This is a genomic window from Pseudomonas sp. MRSN 12121 (assembly GCF_000931465.1).
GTDB lineage: Bacteria > Pseudomonadota > Gammaproteobacteria > Pseudomonadales > Pseudomonadaceae > Aquipseudomonas.
Window position 1 is genome coordinate 2,770,080 of sequence record NZ_CP010892.1, and the last position, 24,392, is coordinate 2,794,471.

General features: G+C 64.5%; 25 protein-coding genes. 19 read left to right on the top strand and 6 right to left on the bottom strand.

What is annotated here, in order from left to right:
- The first annotated feature begins 40 nt into the window (after positions 1 to 40).
- Genes TO66_RS32040 through TO66_RS12750 form a run of 3 tightly spaced genes read left to right on the top strand, consistent with a single transcriptional unit; the run spans position 41 to position 1,693 of the window.
- A complete protein-coding gene (locus TO66_RS32040; RefSeq protein WP_080925981.1) occupies positions 41 to 547 on the top strand; it encodes a PAAR domain-containing protein in 507 nt (168 codons plus the stop codon).
- On the top strand, positions 547 to 1,245 hold the full coding sequence (locus TO66_RS12745; protein ID WP_044462651.1) for a hypothetical protein: 699 nt from the start codon (positions 547 to 549) through the stop codon (positions 1,243 to 1,245). The genes TO66_RS32040 and TO66_RS12745 overlap by 1 nt, the downstream gene beginning before the upstream one ends.
- Complete coding sequence (locus TO66_RS12750) at positions 1,220 to 1,693, top strand: hypothetical protein (RefSeq protein WP_044462652.1); 474 nt, start codon at positions 1,220 to 1,222, stop codon at positions 1,691 to 1,693. The genes TO66_RS12745 and TO66_RS12750 overlap by 26 nt, the downstream gene beginning before the upstream one ends.
- A 55-nt stretch (positions 1,694 to 1,748) precedes the next feature.
- On the opposite strand, the gene TO66_RS12755 is transcribed toward TO66_RS12750, so the two are convergent.
- Positions 1,749 to 2,696 (bottom strand): DMT family transporter, encoded by a 948-nt coding sequence (locus tag TO66_RS12755; protein ID WP_044462653.1) that lies wholly within the window; start codon positions 2,694 to 2,696, stop codon positions 1,749 to 1,751.
- 84 nt (positions 2,697 to 2,780) lie between these two features.
- Between TO66_RS12755 and TO66_RS12760 the strand changes: the two genes are divergently transcribed.
- From TO66_RS12760 to TO66_RS12810, 11 genes are all read left to right on the top strand, one after another.
- Entirely contained in the window at positions 2,781 to 3,344 is a 564-nt protein-coding gene (locus TO66_RS12760; protein ID WP_044462654.1) for a helix-turn-helix domain-containing protein, read from the top strand.
- 172 nt (positions 3,345 to 3,516) lie between these two features.
- Positions 3,517 to 4,719: an SfnB family sulfur acquisition oxidoreductase gene (locus tag TO66_RS12765; RefSeq protein ID WP_044462655.1), complete on the top strand. Its 1,203-nt coding sequence runs from the start codon at positions 3,517 to 3,519 to the stop codon at positions 4,717 to 4,719.
- A 10-nt stretch (positions 4,720 to 4,729) separates the two neighbouring features.
- Positions 4,730 to 5,221 carry an acyl-CoA dehydrogenase gene (locus TO66_RS12770; protein ID WP_044462656.1) on the top strand — a complete coding sequence of 164 codons (492 nt, stop codon included), beginning with the start codon at positions 4,730 to 4,732 and terminating at the stop codon, positions 5,219 to 5,221.
- Positions 5,221 to 6,639 (top strand): LLM class flavin-dependent oxidoreductase, encoded by a 1,419-nt coding sequence (locus tag TO66_RS12775; protein WP_044462657.1) that lies wholly within the window; start codon positions 5,221 to 5,223, stop codon positions 6,637 to 6,639. Before TO66_RS12770 ends, TO66_RS12775 begins: the two co-directional genes overlap by 1 nt.
- A 69-nt stretch (positions 6,640 to 6,708) precedes the next feature.
- Entirely contained in the window at positions 6,709 to 7,698 is a 990-nt protein-coding gene (locus TO66_RS12780) for an AMP-binding protein (protein WP_044462658.1), read from the top strand.
- Positions 7,695 to 8,474: an ABC transporter ATP-binding protein gene (locus TO66_RS12785; RefSeq protein WP_044462659.1), complete on the top strand. Its 780-nt coding sequence runs from the start codon at positions 7,695 to 7,697 to the stop codon at positions 8,472 to 8,474. Before TO66_RS12780 ends, TO66_RS12785 begins: the two co-directional genes overlap by 4 nt.
- Entirely contained in the window at positions 8,471 to 9,352 is an 882-nt protein-coding gene (locus tag TO66_RS12790) for a branched-chain amino acid ABC transporter permease (RefSeq protein ID WP_044462660.1), read from the top strand. The genes TO66_RS12785 and TO66_RS12790 overlap by 4 nt, the downstream gene beginning before the upstream one ends.
- A 3-nt stretch (positions 9,353 to 9,355) precedes the next feature.
- Positions 9,356 to 10,405 carry a branched-chain amino acid ABC transporter permease gene (locus tag TO66_RS12795; RefSeq protein WP_044462661.1) on the top strand — a complete coding sequence of 350 codons (1,050 nt, stop codon included), beginning with the start codon at positions 9,356 to 9,358 and terminating at the stop codon, positions 10,403 to 10,405.
- A gap of 25 nt (positions 10,406 to 10,430) precedes the next feature.
- Complete coding sequence (locus TO66_RS12800; protein ID WP_044462662.1) at positions 10,431 to 11,768, top strand: ABC transporter substrate-binding protein; 1,338 nt, start codon at positions 10,431 to 10,433, stop codon at positions 11,766 to 11,768.
- A 3-nt stretch (positions 11,769 to 11,771) separates the two neighbouring features.
- A complete protein-coding gene (locus tag TO66_RS12805) occupies positions 11,772 to 12,536 on the top strand; it encodes an ABC transporter ATP-binding protein (RefSeq protein ID WP_044462663.1) in 765 nt (254 codons plus the stop codon).
- Between the two features lie 14 nt (positions 12,537 to 12,550).
- A complete protein-coding gene (locus TO66_RS12810; protein ID WP_044462664.1) occupies positions 12,551 to 13,984 on the top strand; it encodes an FAD/NAD(P)-binding protein in 1,434 nt (477 codons plus the stop codon).
- Positions 13,985 to 14,085: 101 nt separating this feature from the next.
- Here the strand turns inward: TO66_RS12810 and TO66_RS12815 are convergent, their stop codons facing one another.
- From TO66_RS12815 to TO66_RS12835, 5 genes are all read right to left on the bottom strand, one after another.
- The gene (locus TO66_RS12815) at positions 14,086 to 15,201 is read right to left on the bottom strand and encodes a Gfo/Idh/MocA family protein (protein ID WP_044462665.1); all 1,116 of its coding nucleotides are present in this window, start codon (positions 15,199 to 15,201) and stop codon (positions 14,086 to 14,088) included.
- A 270-nt stretch (positions 15,202 to 15,471) separates the two neighbouring features.
- Entirely contained in the window at positions 15,472 to 16,239 is a 768-nt protein-coding gene (locus tag TO66_RS12820; protein ID WP_044462666.1) for an SDR family oxidoreductase, read from the bottom strand.
- Between the two features lie 26 nt (positions 16,240 to 16,265).
- Positions 16,266 to 17,333: a phosphotransferase family protein gene (locus TO66_RS12825; protein ID WP_044462667.1), complete on the bottom strand. Its 1,068-nt coding sequence runs from the start codon at positions 17,331 to 17,333 to the stop codon at positions 16,266 to 16,268.
- A gap of 210 nt (positions 17,334 to 17,543) precedes the next feature.
- Positions 17,544 to 18,494 (bottom strand): 2-hydroxyacid dehydrogenase, encoded by a 951-nt coding sequence (locus TO66_RS12830; protein WP_044462668.1) that lies wholly within the window; start codon positions 18,492 to 18,494, stop codon positions 17,544 to 17,546.
- 218 nt (positions 18,495 to 18,712) lie between these two features.
- Positions 18,713 to 19,252: a cysteine hydrolase family protein gene (locus TO66_RS12835; RefSeq protein ID WP_044462669.1), complete on the bottom strand. Its 540-nt coding sequence runs from the start codon at positions 19,250 to 19,252 to the stop codon at positions 18,713 to 18,715.
- A 538-nt stretch (positions 19,253 to 19,790) separates the two neighbouring features.
- On the opposite strand from TO66_RS12835, the gene TO66_RS12840 reads away from it, so the two are divergent.
- The 5 genes from TO66_RS12840 to kdsA are packed head-to-tail and all read left to right on the top strand — an operon-like array spanning position 19,791 to position 24,364.
- On the top strand, positions 19,791 to 20,894 hold the full coding sequence (locus TO66_RS12840; RefSeq protein WP_044462670.1) for a nucleotidyltransferase family protein: 1,104 nt from the start codon (positions 19,791 to 19,793) through the stop codon (positions 20,892 to 20,894).
- Between the two features lie 53 nt (positions 20,895 to 20,947).
- Positions 20,948 to 21,862 (top strand): hypothetical protein, encoded by a 915-nt coding sequence (locus tag TO66_RS12845; RefSeq protein WP_148558660.1) that lies wholly within the window; start codon positions 20,948 to 20,950, stop codon positions 21,860 to 21,862.
- A complete protein-coding gene (locus TO66_RS12850; RefSeq protein WP_227698216.1) occupies positions 21,840 to 22,811 on the top strand; it encodes a hypothetical protein in 972 nt (323 codons plus the stop codon). The genes TO66_RS12845 and TO66_RS12850 overlap by 23 nt, the downstream gene beginning before the upstream one ends.
- The gene (locus TO66_RS33945) at positions 22,804 to 23,526 is read left to right on the top strand and encodes a sulfotransferase family protein (protein ID WP_227698215.1); all 723 of its coding nucleotides are present in this window, start codon (positions 22,804 to 22,806) and stop codon (positions 23,524 to 23,526) included. The genes TO66_RS12850 and TO66_RS33945 overlap by 8 nt, the downstream gene beginning before the upstream one ends.
- Positions 23,516 to 24,364, top strand: coding sequence for a 3-deoxy-8-phosphooctulonate synthase (gene kdsA, locus TO66_RS12860; protein WP_044462671.1), 849 nt, complete (start codon positions 23,516 to 23,518; stop codon positions 24,362 to 24,364). The genes TO66_RS33945 and kdsA overlap by 11 nt, the downstream gene beginning before the upstream one ends.
- The last annotated feature ends 28 nt before the right edge of the window (positions 24,365 to 24,392 follow it).

Consider the following 24,392-nt stretch of genomic DNA (forward strand, 5'->3'; position numbering starts at 1 on the left):
GTGTAACATCCGCAACCCCTGAAGTTAAAGGACTATATCTATGGCAGGAAAGCCAGTTGCACGGCTTGGAGACCCTGGAAGCCACGGCGGCAGCATCTCCACAGGTTCAAGCCCCATCTATGTCAACTCCCTGCCAGTGGCCTGCGTGGGCGATCTGTATGCCTGCCCCCTCCATGGTCCCAACCCGATCACCAGTGGCGCGCCCCATGCCTTCGGCCTGGGCAAGGACGTGGCCCATGTCGGTTCTCAAACCGCCTGCGGCGCCAGCATCACCGCCGGTTCCCCCGATACCTTTGTCGGCAGTGCCGCCGCCAGCCCGGTCAGCAGCGTTTTCTCCGAGCTCCTGAAGGAAAAGACCTTCGTCGAATTCCAGTTGCTCAACGACCTGGAACAGCCGATCGCCAACGAGAAGTTCGTGCTGACCCTGCCTGACGGCAAGGTCATCAACGGTGTGCTCGATGGGCAGGGCCGGGTGCATGTGGCGGATGTCCCCCGGGGCAGCTGCAGTATCAAATTTCCAGACCTTGAAGATACGGAACATCTTTAATGACCGAGCCTAGTAGAACGACCGGGACAACGCAGGCGGCAAAAACTACCGGGGCCCAGGGCAAGACGACCCAGACCAATCAGTTGGTGGTTTCCGGGCCCTACATGGAGATCCTGATAGGGGGGCCTTACACCAAGGACAAGGAAGAGCATCTTTTTGGCCACGCCGCATTGCGTGTGGTGGTCGGTAGCAAAGAGGTCATCTACGACTTCGGGCGTTATGGCAAGACCTGGGGCAAGTTCGACAGTGAAGGCGAGGGCGTCATGAACGTCTGGACCTCCTTCAGGACCTACATTGCCGGTGAAAACAGCCTCAAGCGAACGACGACCGGGTTTGTCTACTATCTGGACAAGGCCAAGGCCGAAGCGGTGATCGCCCACTTCGACGGGGTGGTGGCCAAGCAGAAAGAGGTCCGGCGCAAAACGCCGACCGCGACCCGTTATGTGCTGCCCGGGGATTACCACCCGACGACCAACAACTGCACGACCGTGACCCTCGAAGGGGCGAAGGTCTCGGGCAAGAAACTGGTCCAGGACCCTGCCAAGTACCGGGAAATGCGAGGTTTGTCCTGGCTGGAGAAACAGGCCGCACGGACTCAGACATGGACTGCCGACGGGATTTTCATGCCGGCCGACTTGCAGGCGATGTTAGAGGGGAACACGGAGGCCCGTTATGACAAGAAAAATATTTACAAGTAGAAGTGCTCTCGCCTGGCTGGTCGGCCTGCTCCTGGCCAATACCGTGCTGTTGGCTGTTTTATTGTTCAATAACGCCTCGAAGGGATATGACATGAAGATGATCAAGACGAAAGAGCCGCTGCTGATTGAAAGCCCGACGGGTGACGACAATTATTATGTGCTGCCGGTTGGAACCACGCTCTATCGGGAAAAGAGCTTTCCGGAAGGGCATGATCGTTATGTCGTCTACTTGAACCACAAAGGCAACATCGCCCACGAAGAGGTGCCGATGAAACCCGAGTACGGTGGCCAGCTCATCGATCCGCTGTGGGTGTCGAATGTCGATGCCGATACCTTGAAGGTGCTGTTCAACCGGTTCCCGCTGTCCAAGGACGATGTGGTCGCGGCCATCAAGTCCAATGAGATCACCCGCGACGACCTCGCCGACATCATCCGCTCGCTGCCCTAGCCAGCCTGCGGGAGCGGGCAAGGGATGAGGGAACCGCGCCCGGGGCAGGGCGCGGTCAGCGGTTCGAATCCAGCGCCTCTTGCTCGACCTTCGCCTCGGGCGCTTCGTCGCCCTTGCCCCGGGTCTTCAACTCGCTGACGATCACCGCCGCGACGATCAGCCCGCCACCCAGCAGGGCCAGTGCCGGCAGGCGCTCGCCGGCGATGCGCCCGACCAGCCCGGCCCACACCGGCTCACCGGCGTAGATCAGGGTGGCGCGGGTCGGCGACACGCTTTTCTGCGCCCAGTTCATCGCCACCTGGATCGCCGCGCTGGCGGCGCCCAGGCCCAGGGCGCTGGCCAGCAGCAGCCAGGAAAAGTCCGGCAGGGTTTCCCCGGTCGGTACTACCATCAAAAATGACAGCACCGAGGTCGCCGCCAGTTGCACCACGGTGACCCGGCGCACATCGACCTGGCCGGCATAGGTGCTGATAAGGATGATTTCCGCGGCGATCGCCACGGTGCTGATCAGGGTGGCGATTTCCCCGGGGCTGAAGTCCAGGGACGCGCCGCCGGGCCCGGAGAGCAGCATCAGGCCGGTAAAGGCCAGCATGATGCCGATGCTGGGCATCAGCCCCGGGCGCTTGCCCATGAACAGCCATTGCAGCAGCGGCACGAAGGGCACGTACAGCGCGGTGATAAAGGCCGACTGGCTGCTGGGAATGGTTTGCAGGCCCACGGTCTGCAGGCCGTAGCCGAGCATGATGGCGGTGCCGATGAACACCCCGGCCTTGAGTTCGAACAGGGTCAGGCCGCGCAGGCTGCGCAGCGAGAACAGACCGACGATGCAGGCCGCCGCGGCGAAGCGCAGGCCGACGAAGAACATCGGGCCGCTGACGGTCATGGCGTGCTGCACCGTGAGGAAGGTGCCGCCCCAGACCATGGTGATCAGCACCAGCACGCACTCGGCTTTGCTCAGTTTGAAGAAAAAGGACGATGCTTTGCTGGCGTTCACAGACGTCATACCTTGCGCGCTACCCGGGGCGGCCGCACAATGCGCCGCGAAGTTGGGCAGTATACTGCGCAAACCTACACAGTGAGCAATATAGTGCACAAGGATTCCGGGCAGCGCGCTTCCGTGCTGCAACATGTCAGTCAGAACGTCCGCCGGCTGCGCCACGCCGCCGAGCTGAGCCAGAGCGCCCTGGCGGAGAAATCCGGGGTCAGCCGGCGCATGCTGGTGGCCATCGAGGCCGGCGAGAAGAATGTCAGCCTGAGCACCCTGGACCGGGTGGCCGAAGCCCTGGACGTGGCCTTCAGCGACCTGATCCAGGCCCCCGACGCCCGCGACCCGAGCCGGATCAACGAGCTGGCCTGGGCCGGGCGGCTTCCCGGGAGCAGGGCGGTGCTGCTGGCCAAGGCCAGCGCCAGCCGCGAAGTGGAGTTGTGGGAATGGCGCCTGGAGCCGGGCGAGCAGTACCTGTCGGAGCCGGACGCCGAAGGCTGGAGCGAGCAGCTGTATGTCTGCGAGGGCTGCCTGACCCTGATCCTGGGCGACCGGGAGCGGCGCCTGGAGCCCGGCGAGTTCTTCGCATTCGCCAGCAACCTGCCGCACATCTACCGCAACGATGGGCCGGTGGCGCTGCGGTTTGTCCGCAACGTGGTGATCTGAACGCTGTTGCCCAGGCAACAGCGCTTGAACACTTTGTCGGATCGAAATTCCAGTCGTTTATCGATAAATAATCGTAACTATATGATTTTTATCGATTAATTATTCCGGCATGACTCCTGCAGTCTCCAAGTCAGAGCGGACCTTCCGCATTCGACAGGACCTGGAGTCGGCCATGACAGCCTCTGCCCAACCCACCCGAACCGCCCACATCATCCGTTCCGACGCCGAGGCGATCGCCGTCGCCAGGACCCTGGCCGAGCGTTTCGCCGTCGAGGCCAGCGTGCGCGATCGCGAGCGCCGCCTGCCGTTCGCCGAACTCGACGAGTTTTCCGCCAGCGGCCTGTGGGGCATCACCATTCCCAAGGCCTACGGCGGCGCAGGGGTGTCCTATGTGACCGTGGCGCAGGTGATCAAGATCATCTCCGCCGCCGATTCCTCCCTGGGGCAGATCCCGCAGAACCACCTCGGGGTGCTCGACATCCTGCTGCAGGTCGCCAGCGAAGAGCAGAAGCGCCATTACTTCGCCAAGGTGCTGCAGGGTTATCGCTTCGGCAATGCCTTCTCCGAGGCCGGCAGCAAGCACGCCGGCGCCTTCGAGACGCGCATCCGCTTCAACGCCGACGGCGCGCGGATCGACGGCGAGAAGTTCTACTGCACCGGCGCGCTGTTCGCCCATATCGTGCCCGCGGTGGCGGTCGACGAAGAGAACCGGGCGTTCATCGCCTTTATCGAGCGCGACAACCCCGGCCTGACCGTGATCGACAGCTGGGACGGCTTTGGCCAGCGCATCACGGCCAGCGGCGGCGTGACCCTGGATGCCGTGCAGGTGCCGCTGAGCGCGGTGATCCCGGCGCACCGCGCGTTCGACGAACCCACCGCCGACGGGCCGATTTCGCAGATCATCCAGGCGGCGGTGGACACCGGCCTGGCGGTCGGTGCCCTGGAAGAGGCCAAGCGCCACGCGCGGCAGGCGCGGCCGTGGATCGACAGCGGCCAGGATCACGGCTGGCAGGACCCGTTCACCATCGCCGCCATCGGCGACCTGGAATGGCGGGTCCATGGCACCGAGGCGATCCTGGAGAAGGCCGGCCTGGCCATCGACCAGGCCCTGCGCGAGCCCAACGAGGACACGGTGGCCCACGCCTCGGTGGTGGTGGCGCAGGCCAAGGTGCTATCGGCCGAAAGCGCCTTGCTCGCCAGCAGCAAGCTGTTCGAGCTGGCCGGCACCCGCTCGGTGCTGGGCAAGCACAACCTCGACCGCTACTGGCGCAACGCCCGGACCCACACCCTGCATGACCCGGCGCGCTGGAAATACCACCTGGTCGGCAACTTCCTGCTCAACGGCATCAAGCCGGCCCGTCACGCCTGGAACTGAGGAATCGCCCATGAACGCATTGAGCCAACAACCGCTGAGCCAGGCGGCCACCCCCGAAAACCCTGGCGTCGAGCCGCACGATCGCGCCGGCGACGACCTGCGCCGCGCCCGCGAGCTGCTGCAGGCGACCCTGGCGTTCGTGCGCGAGCAGGCCCGGCCCTGGCCCGGCAGCGGGCTGGCGCAGGCCAGCGACGACCCCTACGTGATCAGCCGCTTCGGCGATCTGCTGATCCGCATCGAAGTCGCCGCCGCCTTGCATGAACGGGCACAGGCCCTGCGCACGGCCGCGGGCGATGTCGCCGAAATCGGCGTGGCCCGCGCCGAGGCGCTGATCGCCGCCCGGCAAGCCCTGCTGGCGGCGAGCGACGCCGAGTTCGAGCTGAGCGGCCAGCGCAGCCCGTTGCCCGCCGCGCTGGATGAACCGCTGCGCTGGCAGTATCAGTTGATCGGCAACTACCGCCTCAACGGCGTGGTGCCACAAGGTTTCAGGAGTGCTGTGTGATGTCCCGCGAAATCCGTCTCAACGCCTTCGACATGAACTGTGTCGGCCACCAGTCGCCGGGCCTGTGGGCGCACCCGCGGGACCGCTCCTGGCAATACAAGGACCTCGAATACTGGACCGACCTGGCGCGGATTCTCGAACGCGGCAAGTTCGACGGCCTGTTCATCGCCGATGTGCTGGGCATCTACGACGTCTACCAGGGCAATGGTCAGGCGGCGATCCGCCAGGCGGCCCAGGTGCCGGTGAACGATCCGTTGCAACTGATCCCGCCGATGGCGCTGGTCACCGAACACCTGGGATTCGGCCTGACCGCCTCGCTGTCGTTCGAGCATCCCTATCCCTTCGCCCGGCGGCTGTCGACCCTCGACCACCTGACCAAGGGGCGGGCCGGCTGGAACATCGTCACGTCCTACCTGGAAAGCGGGGCGAAGAACCTCGGGCAAAAGGCCCAGACCGAGCACGACACCCGCTACGACTACGCCGAGGAGTACCTGGAGGTCTGCTACAAGCTCTGGGAAGGCAGCTGGGAAGACGGCGCGGTGCTGCGCGACCGCGAGCGGCGGATCTTCAGCGACCCGAGCAAGATCCATGAGATCCGCCACGTCGGCCAACACTTCCAGGTGCCGGGCATCCACCTCTGCGAACCTTCGCCGCAGCGCACGCCGGTGCTCTACCAGGCCGGGGCGTCGAGCCGCGGCAAGCAGTTCGCCGCCGAACAGGCCGAGTGCGTGTTCGTCGCCGCGCCGTCCAAGGTGCTGCTGAAGAAGACCGTGGCCGATATCCGCCGCCGGGCCGCCGAGGCCGGGCGCGATCCGGCGAAGATCCTGATCTTCAACCTGCAGACGGTGATCCTCGGCGAAACCGACGCCAAGGCCCGGGCCAAGTTCGAGGAGTACAAGTCCTGGGTCAGCTATGAAGGCGCCATGGCGCTGATTTCCGGCTGGACCGGCATCGATTTCAGCCAGTTCCAGCCCCACGAGCCGCTCAAGCATGTGCACACCAATGCCATCCAGTCGGCGGTCGAGGCCTTTTCCACGGCCGATCCGAACAAGGTCTGGACGCCCCACGAACTGGCCGACTGGGTCGGCATCGGCGGCTTCGGCCCGTTGTTCGTCGGCGGCCCGGAAACCGTGGCCGACCTGTTGCAGGAATGGGTCGAGGACACCGATGTGGACGGCTTCAACCTGGCCTACGCGCTGACCCATGAAACCTTTGTCGACGCGGTCGAGCTGCTGGTGCCCGAGTTGCAGAAGCGCGGCGTGTACAAGACCGAATACGCCCCCGGGACCCTGCGCGAGAAGCTGTTCGGCGCCGGGCCGCGCCTGCCGCAGACGCACCCCGGCAGCGCCTATCGCGACCTGGCGGCGTGGCAGCGAGCGCAGCAGAAGGTCGCCTCTGTGCGGGTGCCTGCGCTGTAGCCGCACCTACCGATCACCCCTCAGCCAGCGGACCACCGCACGCTTTTGCCCAAGGAACGAGGTCAATCCATGAGCGTGCATGAACTCAAGCGTTCGCCGCTGGCGAGCGCCCCGGCCCCGGAACAGGCGGCGCTGCCCGCCGACGCCCTGGCGCGCCTGCAACACTGGGCGCAGGTCAGCCCGTTGCACAACGCCCTGCGCCACAAGCGCCACGGCCAGTGGTACGGCTGGCGCTGGATCGATGCCTTGCGCGATGTCGAGCGCCTGGCCGACGGCCTGCGCCAGCAGGGCTGCGACGGGCATTCGCGGCTGGCGGTCAGCGGCCCGTTCGAGCCGAATCTGTTGTTGCTGGCGCTGGCGGCGCACAGCATCGGCGCCCAGGTCCTGGTCCTCGACGACAACCTCGGCGCCGAGGCGTTGCAGCAGGCCCTGTGGCGCCTGCAACCGAGCCATGGCTTCGTGCATGCGCGCCAGTCATTGCTGCGCTGGGTCGCGGCCGGCGAAAACGGCGTGGCGTCGCCGCGGCTGATCACCGACCAGCCGGTGCCGCGCCTGGCGCAAGGCGCGCGCCAGCCGGTGCTGGCCTTCGGCGAACTGCTGGGCGTCAGCGAAGCCCCGCGCCAGCAACGCTACTGGCGCCACCCGGCCCACGAGTCGCAGCTGTGGAGCGAGGAGGGCACGGAGTGGGCGCAGGGCCTGGAGGTGATCCTCACCCAGTGGCTGGGCAGCGGCCACAGCCTGGCGTTTCCGGAAAGCCGCGGTTCGGCCAGCCGCGACCGGCGCGAGGCGGTGCCCAGCGGCCTGCTGTTGTCCGCCGCGCGCCTGCAACGCCTGGCCGACGAGATCGAGAGCCGCCTGGCGCCCCCGGGCAGCTGGCGCCGCCGGCTCTGCGAATGGGCCATCGCCCAGCCGCAACGGCCGGTGCAACGCCTGATCAAGCACCGCGTGCGGCGGCTCCTGGGCTTCCAGCGCCTGCACTACATCTGGCAGGCCCCCAGCTCGCCGGCGAAACCCGCGGCGCCCCTGTGGCTGGCCGAATTCAAACGGAACATCGCATGAACCCTGCCGAACCCATCCTGCAAGTCCAGGGCGTTTCCCTGTCGTTCAAGGGCGTGAAGGCCATCGACCGCCTGTCCTTCGCGGTGCGCCGCGGCGAGATCTGCGCGCTGATCGGTCCCAATGGCGCCGGCAAGAGTTCGCTGCTCAACATCCTCAACGGCGTCTACCGCTTCGACGCCGGGGCGATTGTCTTCGAGCGCGAGACGCTGACCCGCATCGACCCCTTGCAGGCCGCGCGCCGGGGCATCGGCCGCACCTTCCAGAACAATGCGCTGTTCAAGAAGATGAGCGTGATCGACAACCTGCTCACCGGCCTGTCGCGGCATACCCGCGCCAGCGTCCTCGAACAGGCCCTGGGGCTGCCCCGGGCGCGGCGCGAGGCGCGGGCCTACCGCCAGCGCGCCCAGGGCATCCTGCAGTTCCTCGAATTGCAGGCCCAGCGCGACGTGCCGGTGGGCAACCTGGCCTACGGCCTGCAGAAGCGCGTCGAGTTGGGCCGGGCGCTGATCGCCGGCCCGACCCTGTTGCTGCTGGACGAGCCCATGGCCGGCATGAACGCCGAGGAGAAGCAGGACATGGCGCGGTTCATCGCCGACATCAACCGCGACCTCGGCACCACCGTGGTATTGATCGAGCACGACATGGGGGTGGTCATGGACCTGTCCGACCATGTGGTGGTGCTCGACTACGGGCGCAAGATCGGCGACGGCAGCCCGGCCCAGGTGCAGGCCGACCCAGAGGTGATCGCCGCCTACCTGGGAGCGTCGCCGGCATGAGCTTTTTCTTCGAGACCCTGCTCGGCGGCTTGCTGGCCGGCACCCTGTATTCCCTGGTGGCCATCGGTTTCGTGCTGATCTACAAGGCCAGCGGGGTGTTCAACTTCGCCCAGGGCGCGATGCTGCTGTTCGCCGCGCTGACCTTCGTCAGCCTGCACGAGCAGGGCCTGCCGTTCGCCCTGGCGCTGCTGCTGAGCGTGCTGGTGATGATCGCCGGCGCCTGGCTGATCGAGCGCCTGGTGCTGCGGCCCTTGGTCAACCGCTCGCAGATCACCCTGTTCATGGCCACCCTGGGCCTGTCGTTCGTCATCGAGGGCCTGGCCCAGGGCCTGATGGGTTCCCAGGTGCGGGCGCTGGACCTGGGCATCGACGATGTGCCGCTGTTCCTCGGGCCGCTGATGGTCAGCCAGTTCGACCTGATCGCCGCGGCCGTGGCCCTGGTGCTGGTGACGGTGCTGGCGCTGCTGTTCAACAAGACCCGCATCGGCGTGTCGCTGCGCGCGGTGGCCGACGACACCACGGCGGCGCTGTCGATCGGCATCGACCTCAACCGCATCTGGCGGATCGTCTGGGCCGTGGCCGGGGTGGTCGGGCTGGTGGCCGGGCTGCTCTGGGGGGCGCGCCAGGGGGTGCAGTTCTCGCTGTCGCTGGTGGTGCTCAAGGCCTTGCCGGTGCTGATCATCGGCGGCTTCACCTCGATCGGCGGGGCGATCGCCGGCGGGTTGATCGTCGGCGCCGCGGAGAACCTGGCCGAGGTCTATATCGGGCCGCTGCTCGGTGGCGGCATCACGCCCTGGTTCGCCTACGTGCTGGCCCTGGCCTTCCTTTACATCCGTCCCGCCGGCCTGTTCGGCGAGCGCGCCATCGAGCGAGTCTGAGCCATGTCCATTCCCCTGACCCAAGAAACGGCGCCGCTGCTGCTGGTCCGCCGGCGCCTGCCCTGGGGCCTGGCCGGCCTGTTGCTGCTGGCCTTCGTCGGCGTGCCCCTGGTAGGCAACGACTATTGGCTCAACGCGATCCTGATCCCGTTCCTGGTGCTGTCCCTGGCCGGGCTCGGCCTCAACCTGCTGACCGGCTACGCCGGCCAGACCTCGGTCGGCGCCGCCGGCTTCATGGCGGTCGGCGCCTTCGCCACCTACGGTTTCCTGTTGCGCCTGCCGGAGCTGGGCCTGCCGGTGGCGCTGCTCGGCGGCGGCCTCATCAGCGCGCTGGTGGGCTGGCTGTTCGGCTTGCCCAGCGCGCGGATCAAGGGCTTCTACCTGATGGTCACCACCCTGGCGGCGCAGTTCTTCCTGGAATGGCTGTTCGTCAAGTTTCCCTGGTTCTACAACTACGGTTCCTCGGGCACCATTTCGGCGCCGCAGTTGAGCCTGCTGGGCCATGACCTGAACCATCCCCAGGGGCGCTACCTGCTGACCCTGGTGACAGTGCTGCTGTTGACCTGGGTAGCGCAGAACCTGGTGCACAGTCAGGTCGGGCGCAACTGGATGGCGATCCGCGACATGGACACTGCCGCCGCGGTGATCGGCATTCCGGTGGCGGGCTACAAGCGCCTGGCGTTCGCCGTCAGCTCCTTCTACCTGGGCATCGCCGGGGCGCTGTGGGCGTTCGCCTACCTGGGCACGGCCAGCGCCGGCAGCTTCGATATCAATCGCTCGTTCCAGATCCTGTTCATCATCATTATCGGTGGCATGGGCAGCGTGGCCGGCAACTTCGTCGGCGCGGCCTTCATCAGCCTGCTGCCGATTTTCCTCAGCCACGCCGGGCAGGCGCTGTCGGGCGGCGCGGTGGATGCCGGGCAGTTGCAGAACCTGCAGAAAATCATCTTCGGCGTGCTGATCATCCTGTTCCTGATCAAGGAGCCCGAAGGGCTGATCCGCCTCCTGCACACCCTGCGCCAGCGGCTGGGCCACTGGCCGCTGCGTTTCTGACTCCCCCTGCGACTAGAGAGACAACATGCGTGCATCCCTGAAAGCTTCATTGGCCGGCACCGCCCTGGCGCTGGCCGTCCTGGCCGGCGCGGCGCCCGCGGTACAGGCCGCGCCCGACCAGCAGTTCTTTCCCCTGGCCACCTACCGGGTCGGCGCCTATGCCTCCAGCGGCGTGCAGGTGTGGGCCGGGATGATCGACTACCTGAACTACATCAACCAGGTCGAAGGCGGGATCAACGGGGTCAAGCTGGTGTGGCAGGAGTGCGAGACCGAATGGACGGCGGAGAAGGGCATCGAGTGCTACGAGCGCTTCAAGAACGGCCTGGGCGGCGCGCCCGTGGCGATCTACTCGCCCAACGGCGCCCCGGCCGCCTACGCCCTGAGCGAGCGCGCCGAAGTCGACCGGATCCCCTTGATCACCCTGGGCTACGGTCGCACCGAAGCCACCGACGGCACGGTGTTCCCCTACAACTTCCCGGTGATGCTGACCTTCTACAGCGAGGCCTCGACCCTGGTGAACTACATCGCCGAGCGCGAGGGCGGTTTCGACAAGCTCAAGGGCAAGAAGATCGCCACCGTCTACCACGACTCGGCCTATGGCCGGGAAACCCTGGGCCCGATGCAGCTGCTGGCGCAAAAGTACGGCTTCGAGAATATCCAGATCCCGGTGGCCGACCCCGGCAACGAGCAGTCGGCGCAATGGCGCCAGGTGCGCCAGCAGAACCCGGACTGGGTGTTCCTGCGCACCTGGGGCGTCTCGACCCCGGTGGCGGTGAAGACCGCCGCGCGCTTCGGCTTCCCGGTGGATCACATCATCGGCGACATCTGGGCCAGTTCCAGCGAAGACGTATTGCCGGCCGGCGCCGCGGCCAAGGGTTACCTGGCGCTGACGCCGTACCCGGCCGGCAGCGACTTCGAGATCCACCGGCGCCTCAAGCAATACATCCTCGATACGGGTAAGAGTGACCTCAAGGATCTGAAGAACTTCGGCAGCGTGTACTACAACTCCGGGCTGGTGAACGCCGCGGTGGCGGTCGAGGCGATCCGCACCGCCCAGGGCAAGTTCGGCCAGCGCCCGCTCAATGGCGAGGAGGGGCGCTGGGGCCTGGAGCACCTGAACATCGACGACGCGCGGCTCAAGGCCATGGGCTACCTGGGGTTGATGCAGAACCTCAAGCTGTCCTGCCGCGACCACGAAGGCGGCGGGGCGACGCGGGTGCAACAGTGGGACGGCGAGCGCTGGACCCTGATCAGCGACTGGATCGCCGCCGACCGGGCCACCCTGCGGCCGCTGATCGACGAAAAGGCGGCGGCCTTCGCCAAGGAGAAGAACCTCACGCCGCGCACCTGCGCCGAGGAATGAAGCATGAGCCAGAGCGCCGCGGCGGCCGCCGACGACCTGTTGCAGGTCCGCGATATCGAGGTGATCTACGACGGGGCGATCCTCGCGGTGGCCGGGGTGTCGCTGCAGGTGCCCCGGGGCGCCATCGTGGCCCTGCTCGGCGCCAACGGCGCGGGCAAGAGCACCACGCTCAAGGCGATTTCCGGGCTGGTGCGGGCCGAGCGGGCCGAAGTCAGCCGCGGTTCGATCGGCTTTCTCGGCCATGACCTGGCCGGTGTCGACCCCAGCCAGCGGGTGCGCCAGGGCATGGTGCATGTGCTGGAGGGGCGGCATGTGTTTCCCCTGTTGACGGTCGAGGACAACCTGCGCAGCGGCGGTTTCGTGCGGGGCCTGGGCCGGCGCGAGCTGGCCGCGGACCTGGAGCGGGTCTACGCCTGGTTCCCGCGGCTCAAGACCAAGCGCAAGACCCGCGCGGGGCTGACCTCCGGCGGCGAGCAGCAGATGGTCGCCATCGGCCGGGCGCTGATGACCCGGCCCAGCCTGGTGCTGCTGGACGAGCCGTCCATGGGGCTGGCGCCGATCATCGTCCAGGAGATTTTCGAGATCGTCGCGCAACTGAACCGCGAGGCGCAGGTGAGCTTCCTGATTGCCGAACAAAACATTAATGTGGCGCTCAAGTACGCCACCCGGGCCTACGTGCTCGATACCGGGCGCGTGGCGCTCGCCGGAACCGCCGAGGCCTTGCTGGCCCGTGGCGATCTGCAGGACTTTTACCTGGGTAGACAGTGAGCCGAGACAGCCCCATGAGCGCAACGAACCACGCCCCGACCGCCCACGCGCGGTGGGATGCCGATGTACTGATCGTCGGCGGCGGCCTCAGCGGCACCTTGCTCGCCGCGCAACTGCTGCGCCTGCCGGGCCAGCGCCGGGTGCTGGTGATCGAGCCGCGCAGCGAGCTGGGGCGCGGCGAGGCCTACAGCGCCGTCGAGCTGGGCCACACCCTGAACGGCAACGCCGCGCGCATGAGCGTCGACCCGGACAATGCCGACGACCTGACCCAGTGGCTGGGCGAATACATCGCCGGCGGCGGCTGGCCGGAGTCGGACCGCCAGGCGGTGCCGGTCAGCCAGTTGTTTCCACCCCGGGGGATCTTCGGCCTGTATGTCCAGCAGCGGCTGGCCGAAGCCCGGGCGCTCGGCGCCGCGCAAGGCTCGACGGTGGCGCATGTGCACGCCGAGGTGGTGGATCTGCAGGCCGATGCCGAAGGGGCCCGGCTGACCCTCGACGATGGCCGCTCGCTCAGCGGCGCCTTTGCCGTGCTGGCCACCGGCATGTTCCCGGCGGCGCGCACCCCGCAGACCGAATCCAGCGGCCTCAACGCCGCCGCGCTCGATCCCTGGGATGTCTCGGCGATGGCCCGGCTCGACCCTGGGGCGAGGGTGCTGATCATCGGCTCCGGGCTGACCATGGTCGACGCCGTGGTGTCCCTGGAGCAGGCCGGGCATCGCGGGCCGATCGAGGTGTTCTCGCGCCACGGCCTGCTGCCCCAGGTGCGCCGCCAGCCGCCGGAGTGGGTGGACTTCCTGGCGGCGGACCCCAGCATCCGCAGCCCGCGCCAGCTGATGCGCGAATTGCGGCGCCAATGCCGCCTGGCGCTGGCGGACGGCGTGGACTGGCAGGCGCCGCTGGACACGGTGCGGGCCCATATCGGCCGGTTGTGGAGCCAGGCCACGGAGGCGCAACGCCGGCAGTTCGTGCGCCATGTGCGGCCGTGGTGGGAAAGTCATCACCACCGTTCGCCGCCCTTGAGCGCCGAGCTGGTGGCGCGGTTGCACGAAGCAGGGCGGCTGCGGATCCACGCGGCCTCGTTCAAGGGCCTGGAGCCCGGGACGGACGGGCGCCTGGCGATCCGTATCCGCCGCCGTGGCGAAGGGGCGACCACCCGGGTGGCGGGCGACGCGCTGATCAACTCCAGCGGCATCGAATACGACTGGCGCCGGGTGGCCCGGCCATTGCCGCGGCAGTTGCTGGCCCGCGGCCTGATCCAGCCGGGACCGCTGGCCCTGGGGATCCGCGCCGACGCCGCGGGCGCGGTGGTGGATGCCCAGGGGCAAATCGCCCGCCGGCTGTTCGCCCTGGGCCCGCCGTTGCGCGGCATGTGGTGGGAAAGCACCGCGGTGACCGATGTGGCCAGCCAGGCCAAGGCCCTGGCGGCGCGGTTGGTGGCGTTGGGGTAAATCGCCGCTCGCTCCTACAGATCACCTTCATCTGTAGGAGCGAGCGGGCGGCGATCCGACTTGCCCGCGATGACGTCCTCCCCGACAACGCACCTCTATGCTCAAACCGCGTCGAGCCTCACCCAACGCTGCTCCCGCGCCGCCACCCGGATCGCCGCCGCCAGCCGTTCCACTTGCCAGGCCTCGGCGAAATCCGTGCCGCCATGCCCCTGGCCACTGAGCGCCATGATCAGTTCGTGCACCTCCAGGGTCTTGAGCTCGTTGTAGCCCAGCTGATGCCCCGGGGCCGGGCTGAACGCGGCATAGCCGGGCAGGGCGGGGCCGGCCAGCAGGCGCTGGAAACCCTGGTCGCCGGCCCGGTACAGGCGCAGCTCGTTGAGGCGTTCCTGGTCGAAGGTCAGGGTGCCGCGGGTGCCGCTGATCTCGAAGCTCAAATGGTTCTTGTAGCCCTGCTTGAGCCAGCTGCTGCTGACGCTGCCGCGGGCGCCGCTGGCGAAACGCAGCAGGGCGTGGGCCTGGTCGTCCACGGCGATCGGGCGCTGCTCCGGGCTGTCGGCGCTGGCCGGGCGCTGGCGGTGCACGGTCTGGGTGTCGGCGCAGACCGCCTCGACCTCGCCCAGCAGGTAACGCGCCATGGCCAGCAGGTGGCTGCCCAGGTCGGCCAGGGCGCCGCCGGCGTGCTGCGGCTCGCAGCGCCAGGAGAAGGGCGACAGCGGGTCGGCCATGAAGTCTTCGCTGAACTCGCCCTGGAAGCTGACGATCTGCCCCAGCTCGCCGCTGTCGATCAGCGCCTTGGCCTGCACGATCATCGGGTTGTGCTGGTAGTTGTAGCCGACCCGGGTGACCACCCCGGCGGCCTGCGCGGCCTGGTGCATCTGCCGGGCCTGGTCGACGCTCACCGCCAGGGGCTTTTCGCAGTACACCGCCTTGCCGGCCTGCAAGGCGGCCATGGCCATGGGGAAGTGCAGGTGATTGGGCGTGGTGATCGCCACCAGGCCGACCGCCGGGTCGTCGATCAGCCGCTGCCAGTCGGCGTGGGCCCGGGCGAACCCCCAGGCCGCGGCGCAGTGTTCGGCACGCTGGCGATCGGCATCGGCCAGCGCCGCCAGGTGCAGGCGCACCGGCAGCTCGAACACCGCGCTGACATTACGAAACGCCAGCGCATGGGCCCGCCCCATGAAGCCGGTGCCGATCAAGCCTATTCCCAGTTCACCCATAACCGACCCCTTGCAGAATTGTTGTTGTAAGGAGGGTTATTTATGGAATAAATATTCTCTAATTGCAATTGGTGGAATAAATATTCATTTACGCCGCAAACCCTGTAGGAGCGAGGCTTGCCCGCGATGGTCGTTAACGATGACGTGTAGTGTCTGACGGAATGCGGCGGCCTCAGGTTTATCGCGGGCAAGCCTCGCTCCTACGGGGCCGTGGATGGTCAATGAAAAAGGCAGCCCGCAGGCTGCCTTTTTTTGTACGGCGCGGGTCGCTCAGGAGAGGAAGCCGCCGTCCACATTCAGCGCCACGCCCGTGGTGTAGCTCGAGGCGTCGCTGGCCAGGTACAGCACCGCGCCGGCCATTTCGCTCGGGTCGGCCACGCGCTTGAGCGGGATCTGCGACAAGGCCTGTTTCAGGATCGCATCGTTCTTCACCAGCGCCGAGGCGAACTTGGTGTCGGTCAGGCCCGGCAACAGGGCGTTGCAGCGAATGCCGAACTGCGCGCATTCCTTGGCGAAGACCTTGGTCATGTTGATCACCGCCGCCTTGGTCACCGAGTAGATGCCCTGGAAGATGCCCGGCGATATGCCGTTGATCGAGGCCACGTTGATGATGCTGCCGCCGCCGTTTTCGCGCATCAGCTTGCCGGCCTCCACCGACATGAAGAAGTAGCCGCGGATGTTCACGTCGACGGTTTTCTGGAAGGCGCCCAGGTCAGTGTCCAGCACGTTGCAGAACTGCGGGTTGGTGGCGGCGTTGTTGACCAGGATGTCCAGGCGTCCGAATTGCTCGCGGATGCCGGCGAATACCTGGCTGATCTGCTCCATCTCGCCGATGTGGCAGGCGATGGCGGTGGCCTTGCCGCCGGCGGCGATGATCGCGTCGGCCACGTGCTGGCAGCCTTCGAGCTTGCGGCTCGAGACGATCACGTGGGCGCCTTGCTGGGCCAGCAGTTTGGCAATGGCTTCACCGATGCCGCGGCTGGCGCCGGAGACGAAAGCGATCTTGCCGTCGAGGTCGAACAACTGAGTCTTGGACATGGTTTTTCCTTGTTATGAAGCCGCGGTCAGAGGCTGGATTTCTCGATGACCTGCAGGCTCATCTGCTCCAGCAGCTTGTTCATGTGGATGAACTGCGCGAAGCGTTTGTCCTGGGTCTGGCCATGGAAGAAGCGGTAGTAGATCTGCTGCACGATGCCGGCCAGGCGGAACAGGCCGTAGGTGTAGTAGAAATCGAAGTTGTCGATCGCGATCCCCGAGCGTTCGGCGTAATAGTCGACGAACTGCTGGCGGGTCAGCATGCCCGGGGCGTGGCTCGGCTGGCGGCGCATCAGCTGCACCGGCGCCGGGTCGCCGGCTTCGATCCAGTAGGCCAGGGTGTTGCCCAGGTCCATCAGCGGATCGCCCAGGGTAGTCAGCTCCCAGTCCAGCACGCCGATGATCTGCATCGGGTTGTCCGGGTCGAGGATCACGTTGTCGAAGCGGTAGTCGTTATGCACGATGCTGGAGGTCGGGTGGTCGGCCGGCATCTTGTCGTGGAGCCAGGCCCGCACCGCTTCCCACTTGGGCGCGTCGGGGGTCAGGGCTTTCTCGTAGCGGTCGTTCCAGCCCTTGATCTGGCGTTGCACATAACCTTCGGGCTTGCCCAGGTCGCCCAGGCCACAGGCGCGGTAGTCGACGCGGTGCAGTTCGACGAGCTTGTCGATGAAGCTCTTGCACAGGGCCTCGGTGCGGGCTGCGTCGAAACCCAGTTCCGGCGGCAGGTCGGAGCGCAGGATGATGCCCTTGACCCGTTCCATCACATAGAACTCGGCACCGATCACCGACTCGTCGGTGCAGTGCACGTAGGCTTTCGGGCAATACGGAAAGCCGTCCTTGAGCTGGTTGAGAATGCGGTACTCGCGGCCCATGTCGTGGGCCGACTTGGCCTTGTGACCGAAAGGCGGGCGGCGCAGGACGAATTCCTGCTCCGGGTATTCCAGCAGGTAGGTCAGGTTCGAGGCGCCGCCCGGAAACTGGCTGATCTGCGGAGTACCGGTCAGGCCCGGAATATGCGCCTTGAGGTACGGATCGATCAGGCTGGCGTCGAGTTCTTCGCCGGAGCGGGTGCGGGTGGACTGGTCTGTAAGCGCCATGCTTATCCCTTTTGCTTATTCTGGAGGCCAGAGATTATTGGCTAATCTAATGCGCCCACCTGGGCGCCACAATCGCCGCTCGCCGTTATAGGTGAGCGTGTTGCTGGACAATCATTGCTTTTGATACAAGCGTTTGAAAGTCACGGCCTCACTCTAGTCCAGTCCGCGGGGCCCGGCGGGATATTCCGGGCGAGCCCGCGGCCGCCGGGTTCAGTTCGCCGGGGGCAGGGCGATCGGGGTCAGCAGCGGCTGGCCGCTGAAGTGCGCGATCAGGTTGCGGCCCACCAGCTCGACCATGGCCTCGGTGGCTTCCGGCGACAGCCCGGCGACGTGAGGCGTCAGGACCACGTTGTTCAAGGTCTTCAGGCCATCGGTGACCCGCGGCTCGTCGTCGAACACATCCAGGCCGGCGCCGGCGATGCGCCGCTGTTCCAGGGCCTGCAGCAGGTCGGCGGTATTCACCACGCTGGCGCGGGCGATGTTCACCAGGAACCCCTCCGGCCCCAGGGCCTGCAGCACGTTCTTGTCGACCAGCTGGCGGGTGCCGACGCCGCCCGGGGTGGCGACGACCAGGAAATCCGCGTGGCGCGCCAGTTCGGTCGGGGTCGCGCAATAGGTGTAGGGCACGTCGCTGCGGATCTGCCGGTTGTGGTAGCTGACCTGCATGTCGAAACCGTTGGCGCAACGCTTGGCGATGGCCAGCCCGACGGCGCCGAGGCCGAGGATGCCCAGGCGCTTGCCGGCCAGGGACGGGCGCATGACTTTCGGCCATTCGCTGCGCCGGACCGCGGCATCGGCCCGGGGAATATCGCGCACCAGCGACAGCAGCAGGGCCAGGGCGTGATCGGCCACCGACGAGGCATTGACCCCGGCGCCATTGGTCACCGCGATCCCGCGGTTGCTCGCGGCTTGCAAATCGACCTGCTCGTAGCCGGCGCCGATCACGCAGATGATTTCCAGGCGCGGCAGGCTGGCGATCTCTTCGGCGGTCAGGCCCAGCGGGCCTCGGGTGAGCACCGCGTTGATCTGCCCGGCATGGGCCTTGATGGCCTCCGCCCGCTCGCCGGGGGTGGGCGCGAGAATCAGGTGGAAGCCCTGGTGTTCGAGAATCGGCAGGTAGTCGTTGATGGTTTCGACCAGGACCAGAACGGTGGCGGGCATGCGTGTCTCCTGAAGGGCGGAAGAGGGCGGGACGGCGTACGGCACAACGACGGCAACCGGCATGCGAGCCACGGGGTGCGCCGTGATAAACCGCTCAAGCGCTCAAGATTGCGGATTGCCGGGCGCTTTGGCAAGGCTGGTGGCAGTGTGCCTGGCTGCGAACCGACTGGCCCGCGATGCTCGCCATCGCTGGCCAGTCGTTCTCTATAAAGAGGGAGTCAGAAGCCAATCTCGGCGGTCTTGAGGCAACGCGCGAACGCGCCGTTCAAGGTCACATTGTGATGGTCGATGATCGCCTGGGCCGGGAGCGACGGGGTGTCCATGCAGGTATGGGCATCCTCCGCCAGCACGGCGGCGAACCCCAGGTCCATGGCGGCGCGGCAGGTGGAATCGATGCAGTACTGGGTTTTCATGCCGGCAATCACCAGCTCATCGATTTGCCTGGCCTTCAGGTGCTCGGCCAACCCGGTGCCGACAAAACAATTGGGGCGGGATTTGTCGATTCGATGGTCGGCGTCGGTGAGCTGCAATTGCGCGAGCAGTTGCCACGACGGGCTGCCCGCGGCGATGGGCGAGCCTTGCGGGCCGGTATGGCGCACCGCGATCACCGGCGCGCCGGCCTGGCGGGCGCGGTGGATCAACTGGTTGATGTTGTCGAGCACGCGCTGCCCTTCGAAGGGTTGCTGCGGTCCATGAAACAGGCCGACCTGCATATCGACGATCAACAGGGCAGGGCGCTGGGCGGGGGATGACGGCATGGTGTTTCTCCTTGTGAGCCAGCGGGACGGAGAAACTAAAAAGCCCCGTCCATTGCTGGCGGGGCCTTGGGTTCGACTGCGCTGTTGTCAGCTCATGCAGCGACCACACGACCCGCCGGAAGCGGTCGTGGTGGTAGTGCGGGTGAGAGGGCGCGGGAAAGCATTCATGGCGCCGATCATGCCGGCGAGGTTCGGGAGCTGTCAATGCGCTGTGAGGCCTGACTGCAAAGCTGGGATTCGGCGCGCATTGTCGGCTTTTCGATACCTTGAATGTTAGGGAAACAAGCGTCGTGGCGGGCATATGCGTTGAGCGCATGGCAAGTATTCATTGAATGCATTGGTTGATGATTGGGCTTTATGAAATATTTGTGACAGTTGTGAAGTGAGTCAGAAGGATCTGTAATGCGTGGTTCCAAACACAAGGAAGTGTCGAGTGGTTTGCTTTACGAACTGCTTGTGACCTTTAAGCAATCAATGATTGCTGTCATGTCTTATCTCTCGCCATTCGTCGATCGAGTCATTATGCAAACAGGCATATATGATCGTGGATGAGCGCGCCAATAATCTGCTGCTGTTGGCCTTGTCCGCCGGGATGGCGTCGATAGATGAAGAGGGGACGAGAGATTATGTCGAGCATCTTCTGAGTCGTATCGACAGGCTCTGGTTGAGTGATAATCAGGCTCTCGTTGTGCCGTTCATGCACAAGACGAAAATACTGTCGTTTGTCGACAGTATTTTTCCCTTCGTCGAAAGTTGTCGGCTTTTCGAACTGACGAAACTTTATCATGCGCTGGTTGCAGTGACGGCCATCCGGCGCTCGATGCTGGAACCGGTGTTCAAGGCTCTCACCTCTCGTCATGTTGATGTCATGCCTTATAAAGGCGTGGACTTCATTTATAACTACCCTGGTCGTGCGGCCCAGCGCTTTATCTCCGATGTGGATCTGATTGTCAGGCGTGATCAATTGCCTCTTGCACTTGAGGTATTTGAAAGCCAGGGGTTTTTTCAGGCCCAGGTCAGTAAAGACAAGTTGTCGGCCGATGGCCGGTCCTTATATGTACAGCCATGGGCATCGGAGTCCGCAATTGCCTGGCGCGACGAGCAGGCTATCCGCCCTTATATCAAAGTGGCGAAAGTAGAGGCTTTGCAAGCCCATCAGGAAATACTTTCCGAATATACGGTTATTTATCTGTCGGGGCAGCCGATGGTGATTGCCTATATCGATCTGGAGTTTTCCGTGGTGCCGGGGGGCGATGAGCAGGATGTCTGGAGCCGGACGCGAGCTGCCAGTGTCGCCGGCGATGCTTACCCCGGGCTGTGCCGCGAACTTTATGTGTGTTCGCTGTTCCAGAGGGCCTCTGGCGTATCGGACATTCTGCAGGAGGCGGCTATTTACCCCTTTGTGGACGCGCTGAGAGTGCTGGCCGCCGGAGGTATCGACTGGGACTATCTGTGGACACTGGCGCACAGATACCAGCTCGTCGCCGCCGTTTCTCGCGGCCTGATCGAAGCGACCGGCATGCTGCGGTACGCGATACCGGCGCAGGTGGTCGACCGGTGCCGGAAAAACCTGCAAGGCCATGAAGCCTCCCCTGTTCCGCCGCTATTGGAGTGGCTGGGGACGATCAATGCTGTCCGCTAGTTGAGAGTGCCTGGTCTCAGGGATACGAGTTAAACAACAAGGACGATGTGCACATGTGGATCAACACACCGAAGTCGAACGGCGGCCGTCTTTGCGTGATCGGAGGTACCGGTCAGGTCGGACAGTCTCTGATGCCCTTGCTGGGGAATTGCGAAAATTGGGAAGTGGTGTTCTATGTTGAAACTCATGAACAAGCCTGTCGGCTGGAATGCAGCTTTCAGGATCATCTGGTGCAGAACTGGAAGATATCCTTCGATCGGGCCTCCATTGCCAATAGTCATACCGTCCTTTTTATCGCCGGCAGCAAAACGGCTGCGCAGGGCAGTAAAAATGATTTGTTTGCCGACAATAAGAAGATTATCGACCGTTATTTGGAGTTGATGCGCGGAAAGAACATCATCCTGGTGACCAATCCCTGCACTCGGCTGGGCTGGTATGTCGAATCGACTATCGACGCCTTTACCATGGGTGTCGGCGTGCAGAACGACTATAACCGCCTGTCTTATCAGAAACCTGATATCGATTATATTTTTGGCGCGCACAATATACAGGAACAAGTGTTCTACGATGCCCGGGAAGAATGCGTGTTCGACGGATTCTCCAATGCGCAGCTCTATAAGCATCATCGTGAAACTCAAGATAAATATGTGAGCGCCCAACTGTTCGACTTGCTCAGGGAAGAATTGAGCCAGGATGAATACTTCAAATGGTGGAAGATGCAGCGCTATCACTCGATAGCGAATCTCTCCAGTTATTCCTGTGCTCGCGCAATTGTGCAAACGCTCGATTATATCGGTGGGGCTCGAGCCGTGAAGATCCATGGGGAAGTCAGGGTAAGACTGGCTTCGGGCGACAGCGTCTTTGTCGGCGTGCCCATTTGCAATGATCAACTTTATTGCACTTCCCGATCACTTGAATCGTTTTTAAAGGCCAAGGACGAATACTTTGAGAAATACAGGCTGGCGTGAGTTCGATTTGAATTACTTTGGTTTGGTCGACTTGAGGGTCTGCTGTACGGGCCAGCGGGATGCCGAACTGTTCGAAGGCGTCCTCGAGGATTACCTGCTGCCGTTCCTGCAATTGAAGCAAGCGGCTGGCGAACCTCATTACACCCTTGTGTTGCGCCAGGGGGAGGGGGCTGAGCCCGGACCCGATTGGCAGCCCATGACGTTCCTGCTGGATGACGCCGTTGCGGACTTTCGTTTCGGCAAGATAAAGCAGTATTCCCCGTCGAGGCGCGACATCTTCAATCCGCTGAATGGAACGCTTTTCAGCATTTCCGACACCCGGATCGAGATTGTTTATGTGACCGCAGAGGCCTTGATCAAGGATGTCCAGCGGGTCATCAAACAATTGCTTATCACCGAAATAGAAAACGCCGGCGGTGCGGTGCTGCATGCCTCCGCTTTTTCGTTGGCCGGTAAGGCCATCTGTTATGTCGGAGAGAAGGGGCAGGGCAAGACGACCTGCTTGTTGGAGTCGCTGAAGGCCGAGGGTGCCCGGTACATCACCAATGACCGCTTGCTCCTCGTCCCGATTGCCGGGGCTTTCCATGTATTGGGGTGGTTCGAGGAGCTGCGGCTGGTGCAGCCCTCTGGCGGCACCAAGAAGAAGGTCAGGGTCTCGCAACTGTGCGAAGCCTCGCAGATCGAGACGTGGCCGGTGCTGCCCAAACTTATCGTGTTGCCCGATTGCCAGAGCCGGCTGACGGGCGAGAGCGACGATCGCAAGGTGATAGCAGGGCAGTTGCTGACGCCCGTCGATCCGCAGCGCCCGAAGTGGCTTGGGTATTCGAAGTCGCTGGATTTCGACAGTGATGCCCTGCTCGATCCCCTCCCGGTAAAGCGCCTCGAGTGGCAGTTCGAGGCGCGAGAGCGGCTGCTGGGCAAGATCCAGGAGGTGGTGGCCAGTGTATGACCTCGTGCTGATCGTCGGTCCGTGCAGGAGCGGGACCACGTTTGTCTTCAACGCTTTGTCGCACAGCGACTTCGTGGGTTTTTTCCAGCCCTTGAAGCATCGTATCCGTTGTGCCCTCAGCGGGGTGCCAAGCGAGACGCGACTGGAGCGTTATGCGGGGAGGCGCGTGGTGGTCAAGGAGGCATTCGGCCCCTACCGCCTGGAGGAGGCGGATTACGATCCGGTGCGCGAGGCCATCGATATTTTCCAGGCAAAAAAAGTCTTGCTGGTGCTGGTCTTGCGTTCACCGGCGCAATGCCTGGCGTCCTGGAAAAAAGCCTTTTATCCCGACCGCCCTGTCGACGATCAAGTGTTCAACCAGGCCTATCTGAACACCCTGCGATTGCAGCGCAAGTATGCGCAGGTCCTGGATGTCGAGACCCTGATCCTGGAACAGGAACAACCCTTCATTCGCACCCTGGAGGAGATCAGGGCCAGGCTCGGAGGCCGCGAGGCGAGCCAGCGCTATAGCGACTACGTGAAACCCCGGGACCCGCACCGATACGAGGTTCGTGGCCTGTTGGACAAGGCGCTGCAGGGCAAGGACTACAACGCCGCCTACGTCTCGAAGGAGGCGGCAAGCGTGGACATGTCGAAAATGGCCGTGGCGTTGCACTGCTACGGCGCCGCCCAGCGTGGCTGGAACGAACCGAGCGAGAACTCTCATGAGCTATGAAGTGCTGCATAAGCTGTTCCCCGAACGTCGCCAAGGGGTTCGCGAGAACGAACTGTTTATCTTTGCCGGTCCCTGCGTGGTCGAAAACGAAAGCGTCACTTTCCGCATTGCCGAAGAACTGGCGCACATTCGCCAGGCCTGCGACATCGATATCGTGTTCAAGGCGAGTTTCGTGAAGGCGAACCGGACCTCCAGGGACAGTTTCACCGGGCTGGCGCTGGACCAGGCGCTGAGCATCCTGCAGGCGGTCAAGACCCGCTTTGGCTTGAAGATCCTCAGCGACGTACACGAATACACCAACCTCGACGAGATAGCCGACGTCGTCGATGTATTGCAGACCCCGGCCTTTCTGGTGAGACAGACCGAATTCCTGCGGCGGGTCGCCGCTGCCGGCAAGCCGATCAATATCAAGAAGGGCCAGTTCCTGAGTCCCACGGAAATGATCAGTGCCGTCGACAAGATCCTGTCCTTTGGCAATAGCGACTTGTTGGTCTGCGAGCGCGGCAGTTCATTTGGCTACAACTACCTGGTCAACGATTTTCGCGGGATGCAGCAGTTGATGCAGCGGGCTCAACCCTTGGTGTTCGACGCCACGCATTCGGTCCAGCGCCCCGGCGCTTTGGGCGACAGTTCCGGTGGGGACGCCAAGTACGCGCCGGGGCTGGCCAAGGCGGCAGTGGCGGCGGGCGTGGATGGCATCTTCATGGAAACCCACCCGGACCCCGCCGCGGCACTGAGCGACGGTCCGAACATGATCCCTTTGGCTCTCGTCAAGCGCTTGCTGGGCGAGTTGAAGGAGCTTCATCAAGTGGTCAAAGGGCAATCTGCCTATCTCTGATACAGGTCTGATCGTACCTATCGATCCA

Bases quoted from the DNA above. Each gene is read 5' to 3' on its own strand.
- TO66_RS12845 (WP_148558660.1), top strand. From the start codon at position 20,948: ATGTGGATCAACACACCGAAGTCGAACGGCGGCCGTCTTTGCGTGATC.
- TO66_RS12745 (WP_044462651.1), top strand. From the start codon at position 547: ATGACCGAGCCTAGTAGAACGACCGGGACAACGCAGGCGGCAAAAACT.
- TO66_RS12755 (WP_044462653.1), bottom strand. From the start codon at position 2,696: ATGACGTCTGTGAACGCCAGCAAAGCATCGTCCTTTTTCTTCAAACTG.
- TO66_RS12775 (WP_044462657.1), top strand. From the start codon at position 5,221: ATGTCCCGCGAAATCCGTCTCAACGCCTTCGACATGAACTGTGTCGGC.
- TO66_RS12765 (WP_044462655.1), top strand. From the start codon at position 3,517: ATGACAGCCTCTGCCCAACCCACCCGAACCGCCCACATCATCCGTTCC.
- TO66_RS12815 (WP_044462665.1), bottom strand. From the start codon at position 15,201: ATGGGTGAACTGGGAATAGGCTTGATCGGCACCGGCTTCATGGGGCGG.
- TO66_RS12750 (WP_044462652.1), top strand. From the start codon at position 1,220: ATGACAAGAAAAATATTTACAAGTAGAAGTGCTCTCGCCTGGCTGGTC.
- TO66_RS12785 (WP_044462659.1), top strand. From the start codon at position 7,695: ATGAACCCTGCCGAACCCATCCTGCAAGTCCAGGGCGTTTCCCTGTCG.
- TO66_RS12805 (WP_044462663.1), top strand. From the start codon at position 11,772: ATGAGCCAGAGCGCCGCGGCGGCCGCCGACGACCTGTTGCAGGTCCGC.
- TO66_RS12835 (WP_044462669.1), bottom strand. From the start codon at position 19,252: ATGCCGTCATCCCCCGCCCAGCGCCCTGCCCTGTTGATCGTCGATATG.
- TO66_RS12780 (WP_044462658.1), top strand. From the start codon at position 6,709: ATGAGCGTGCATGAACTCAAGCGTTCGCCGCTGGCGAGCGCCCCGGCC.
- TO66_RS12820 (WP_044462666.1), bottom strand. From the start codon at position 16,239: ATGTCCAAGACTCAGTTGTTCGACCTCGACGGCAAGATCGCTTTCGTC.
- TO66_RS12825 (WP_044462667.1), bottom strand. From the start codon at position 17,333: ATGGCGCTTACAGACCAGTCCACCCGCACCCGCTCCGGCGAAGAACTC.
- TO66_RS12790 (WP_044462660.1), top strand. From the start codon at position 8,471: ATGAGCTTTTTCTTCGAGACCCTGCTCGGCGGCTTGCTGGCCGGCACC.
- kdsA (WP_044462671.1), top strand. From the start codon at position 23,516: ATGAGCTATGAAGTGCTGCATAAGCTGTTCCCCGAACGTCGCCAAGGG.
- TO66_RS12795 (WP_044462661.1), top strand. From the start codon at position 9,356: ATGTCCATTCCCCTGACCCAAGAAACGGCGCCGCTGCTGCTGGTCCGC.
- TO66_RS12770 (WP_044462656.1), top strand. From the start codon at position 4,730: ATGAACGCATTGAGCCAACAACCGCTGAGCCAGGCGGCCACCCCCGAA.
- TO66_RS12830 (WP_044462668.1), bottom strand. From the start codon at position 18,494: ATGCCCGCCACCGTTCTGGTCCTGGTCGAAACCATCAACGACTACCTG.
- TO66_RS12800 (WP_044462662.1), top strand. From the start codon at position 10,431: ATGCGTGCATCCCTGAAAGCTTCATTGGCCGGCACCGCCCTGGCGCTG.
- TO66_RS32040 (WP_080925981.1), top strand. From the start codon at position 41: ATGGCAGGAAAGCCAGTTGCACGGCTTGGAGACCCTGGAAGCCACGGC.
- TO66_RS12810 (WP_044462664.1), top strand. From the start codon at position 12,551: ATGAGCGCAACGAACCACGCCCCGACCGCCCACGCGCGGTGGGATGCC.
- TO66_RS12840 (WP_044462670.1), top strand. From the start codon at position 19,791: ATGATCGTGGATGAGCGCGCCAATAATCTGCTGCTGTTGGCCTTGTCC.